Source organism: Microvirga sp. P4_G7 (genome assembly GCF_056401005.1).
Genome location: NZ_JBFUKD010000503.1, coordinates 1 through 2,834, shown reverse-complemented (window position 1 = coordinate 2,834; position 2,834 = coordinate 1). Strand labels below are relative to the sequence as shown.

Here is a 2,834-nt window from a genome sequence, read left to right as displayed (position 1 = left end):
CCCCGGTTTCCAGTTGGAGGTTTGGCCGCCTGAGGGCCGGAACCAGAAAGCCCCGCGCCGCGCTCCAACGCCTTCCGTTCTTCTGGTTGACCTGGAAATAGGACGAGCCTTCGTTGTCGCCACGATTGAAATCCAGGACCTTGGGAATGCCGATGCTCTCCGCCGCGTCCTGGACCGCATCGAGGAGGGCCCAGTGCATCCGCGGATAATCGACCCGCCACTCGCCCCCTGAGCGATGCAGATCGCTGGGCGGCCGCGCGTGATCCTGCATCGCCAGAAAATGCGGCAGCACATCGTCCCACCCCCAGCCAGGGAGACCGTTCTGGCGCCAGTGATCGTAATCGGCCGCCTGCCCGCGCATGTAGATCATCGCGTTGATCGCCGACGATCCGCCGATGACTTTTCCGCGCGGATAAGCGAGGGCGCGTCCGTTGAGGCCGGGTTCCGGCTCGGTTTTGAACATCCAATCGGCGCGCGGATTGCCGATCGCGAACAGGTAGCCGACCGGAATGTGAAACCAGATCCAATTGTCGCGCCCGCCCGCCTCCAGCACGAGCACGCGCTTCGACCCGTCCGCCGACAGGCGGTTGGCGAGCACGCAGCCGGCCGATCCCGCTCCGACGACGACGTAATCGAAACGACCCATGTCACGTGGCTGTGGCGTCAAGAATGGTCCTCCCGGCGCCAGCATAGAACCTGGCTGAGCGATTGCGCCACGGGAGGAAAGTCTGACAAGCGAATGCGCGGCGAGATCACAAGCCGGAAAGCGGCAACACACCCGCGATGATCAATAGGATGACGCTCGACAGGAGTGTGTTCCAGATCGCCTTTTCGCGAAGGGCCGGATAGGCCGGCGCGCCTGGCTCAGACCCCTTCACGACCTCGCCCGCTTCGCTCTGGCTCTGAACGCCGAACGGGAGCACCGCGAAGAGAGCGATCCACCAGATGACGAAATAGAGGCCCGTACCGCCGCTGACGCGCAGGCCGAAGGCGAGCACTGAGATGGCGATCGCCATCGCCGAGATCGCTACGATGACGAGAGCCGTGGTCCAGAACGATGCGGCGATGGATTTGACGAAACGAACCAATGCGCAACCCTCAAGCCTGCTCGAGCTCGACGAGCGTGCCGTTGAAATCTTTCGGGTGAAGAAACAGCACCGGCTTCCCATGCGCGCCGATCTTCGGTTCGCCGGATCCGAGCACCCGCGCGCCGCCTGCGATCAGGCGATCACGCGCTTGGAGAATATCGTCCACTTCGTAGCAGATGTGGTGAATGCCTCCGTCAGGAGCCTTCTCCAGAAACTTCGTGATGGGCGAAGCCGCACCGAGGGGCTCCAACAGCTCGATCTTGGTGTTGGGCAGCGTAATGAACACGACCGTGACGCCGTGTTCCGGCAAAGCCTCCGGTGCGGAGACATCCGCACCCAACGTCTCGCGATAGAGGCGCGACGCCGCTTCCAGGTTCGGCACCGCGATGGCGACATGGTTGAGGCGTCCGATCATGACCGCCTATACCTCGATCACCAGCACGTGGCAGGCGGGCTTCTTGCCCCAGGCCTCGTTGACCTTGGCCCGGATGGCGCGCTTGACCGCGTTCTCGACCGTGTCCGGATCGCGCCGCTTGCCTTTCGACAGGCCGTCGAGAACATCCGACACCACATCCGCGATCAAATCGTCGAACGCTTCGCCGTTGCGGGTTTTGGCCGGCAAGCCCATGGTCTCGATGATCGGGTCACCGGCGATCTCGCCGTCCTCCTCGATTGCGATCGCAGCGCTCACCAGGCCGGCGAATGAAAGTTTGCGACGCTCGGGGACTGCGCGTTCGCCCGCATCGAGCACAATGTTGCCGTCCCGGTAAACGCGTCCCACGGGGACCGTAGCGATGATCTCCGCCGGCCCCGGCGCGAGCCGCACGATGCTGCCATTGCGGGCGCGGATGACCTCCGCGATCCCCTGCGCTCTTGCGAATTTCGCGTGTTCCTCGAGGTGCAGCGCTTCGCCGTGAGCGGGTATGGCGATCCGCGGGCGTGTCCATTGATACATCTGAGCGAGTTCGCCGCGCCGGGGGTGGCCCGAGACGTGCACCAGATTAGTGCGGTCGGTAATGACCTCGACGCCCTGTTCGATCAAGCTGTTGATGATCGCACCGACGGCCTTTTCATTGCCGGGAATGGCGCGCGACGAGAAGATCACGCGATCGCCCTTGGACAATGCAATGTCCGGATGCTCGTCCTGCGCAATGCGCGCCATCGCAGCGCGCGGCTCCCCTTGCGATCCCGTGAGGATCGCCACGACCTTGTCGCGCGGCAGATAGCCGAAGGTGTCGGGCGTCCGAAATTCCGGCAGGCCGTCGAGAAAACCGCATTCCTTCGCAACGTCGACGACCCGGTCCATGGCGCGTCCGACGAGAACAACCTCGCGCCCGGCTTCTCGCGCGGCTTCTGCGACAGAGCGGATGCGCGCCACGTTGGACGCAAAGGTCGTCACCGCGACACGCTGCGGAGCGCTCCGGATGAGTTCTGTAAGGTGGCTGGACACGTCCGCTTCGCTGGGGCTCGTTCCCTCGCGAACGACATTGGTGGAATCGCAGATCAATGCGAGCACGCCCTCGTCGCCCAAGGCCCGAAACGTCTCCTCCGACGTCAGGCTACCCAGGTAGGGCGTTGCATCCAGCTTCCAGTCGCCAGTGTGAACGACGAGCCCATGCGGCGTGCGGATCGCAAGCGCGTTCGATTCCGGAATCGAGTGGGCCACGGGGACGTATTCGAGATCGAAAGGTCCGATCTTCAGCCGCTGACCGGGAGAGATCTCGTTGAGGTCGATCTTGGGCGCAC

General features: G+C 63.8%; 4 protein-coding genes. All 4 read right to left on the bottom strand.

The features are described 5' to 3' along the window. Window positions 1-646: GMC family oxidoreductase (locus AC1DT3_RS17050; RefSeq protein ID WP_477466426.1), on the bottom strand; the 646-nt coding region annotated here is incomplete at its 3' end. 106 nt (window positions 647-752) lie between these two features. Further along, a complete protein-coding gene (locus tag AC1DT3_RS17045) occupies window positions 753-1,088 on the bottom strand; it encodes a DUF1467 family protein (RefSeq protein ID WP_477466425.1) in 336 nt (111 codons plus the stop codon). Between the two features lie 10 nt (window positions 1,089-1,098). Next, window positions 1,099-1,503, bottom strand: coding sequence for a methylmalonyl-CoA epimerase (gene mce / locus AC1DT3_RS17040; protein WP_477466424.1), 405 nt, complete (start codon window positions 1,501-1,503; stop codon window positions 1,099-1,101). A 6-nt stretch (window positions 1,504-1,509) separates the two neighbouring features. Further along, window positions 1,510-2,834: ribonuclease J (locus tag AC1DT3_RS17035; RefSeq protein WP_477466423.1), on the bottom strand; the 1,325-nt coding region annotated here is incomplete at its 5' end.